1 protein-coding gene is annotated in these 1427 nt (G+C 60.2%); it reads left to right on the forward strand.

The window, feature by feature from the left end; genetic code table 11:
• The coding region (locus C5471_RS23220; protein ID WP_207627455.1) for a hemagglutinin repeat-containing protein at window positions 1–1427 on the forward strand (1427 nt) is incomplete at both ends.

Consider the following 1427-nt stretch of genomic DNA (forward strand, 5'->3'; position numbering starts at 1 on the left):
ATTGCAGGCCGGGCATGACCTGACGGCCACCGCAGCCCAGATTAATGCGGGTCAGCAACTGACGGCGCAGGCCGGAAATAACCTGACGCTGACCACCGGTACCGCCTCATCCGACTTAGTGGAGCACCGCAAACAAGCCAGTCAAGGCTGGCTGTCGAAGTCGTCAGTGGAAACCCACGACGAAGTGCATGACCGGCAGGCCCTGAGCACCACGTTCAGTGGCGATAAGGTCAATCTCCAGGCCGGTAAAGACCTGCATATCCGTGGAAGTCATGTCGCAGGCACGCAGGATGTCAGCCTGAACGCCGGTCATCAGCTCACCGTCACCACCGCAGCCGAAGCGCACGATGAAACCCATTTACGGCAGGAGAAACACTCGGGCCTGATGGGCACCGGGGGTATCGGCTTCACCTTAGGCAAGGCCAGCCAAAAAACCACTACGGACAGTGACAGCCAGCTGACCAAAGGCAGCACCGTGGGCAGCAGTCAGGGCAACGTCACTCTCACCGCAGGTGAACAGCTCCGGGTTCACGGCAGTGACGGGGTTGCAGGTAAAAACATGACCCTCAGCGGTCAGCGCGTCAGTATCACCAGTGCGGAAAATAATCACACGGTCTTGACAAAAACCGAGCAAAAACAGAGCGGCTTAACCGTGGCGCTGAGTGGCACGGCGGGAGGTGCCGTCAACAGCGCGGTGCAAACGGCCCGTGAAGCGCAGCAGACCGAAGACCCGCGCCTCAACGCGTTACAGCACACCAAAGCCGCCTTGAGTGGGGTACAGGCCGTGCAGGCGGGCCGACTGACGGAGGCTCAGGGCAGTGATGACACAGGCAATAACAACCTGGCCGGGGTTAACCTGTCCTACGGGCGTCAGTCTTCCCGTTCAGAACAGCAGCAGCATCAGACCACCCAACAGGGTAGCCATCTCACCGCCGGGGATAACCTCACGATAACCGCTAACGGGGAGAGCAAAGGTCCATCAAATCAAAGCGGGGATATCCGTATTCAGGGCAGCCAGTTACAGGCGGGTAAAGACCTGCAACTGAATGCTAACCGGGATATTCAGCTCTCCTCCAGCCAGAACACCGAACAGACCACTGGCAAAAACAGCCGCCACGGCAGCTCGCTGGGCGTGGGCCTGACCGCCGGACCGGGGGGCACCGGCCTGAACGTCTCAGCCAATGTCAGTCAGGGCAAAGGGCGTGAAAGCGGCAACAGTATTAGCCACAACTCAACGACACTGGCGGCGGGAAACACGGTGACCCTCAACAGTGGCCGGGACACCACGCTCAAAGGGGCGCAGGTCAGCGGCGAACAGATAACCGCCGAGGTGAAACGTCACCTGACGCTCAGTAGCGAACAAGACAGCAACCGCTATGACAGTCAGCAGCAGAACGCCAGTGCCGGAGCCAGTGCCACCGTGGGCC

Source organism: Photorhabdus tasmaniensis, assembly GCF_011189505.1.
Taxonomy (GTDB): domain Bacteria; phylum Pseudomonadota; class Gammaproteobacteria; order Enterobacterales; family Enterobacteriaceae; genus Photorhabdus; species Photorhabdus tasmaniensis.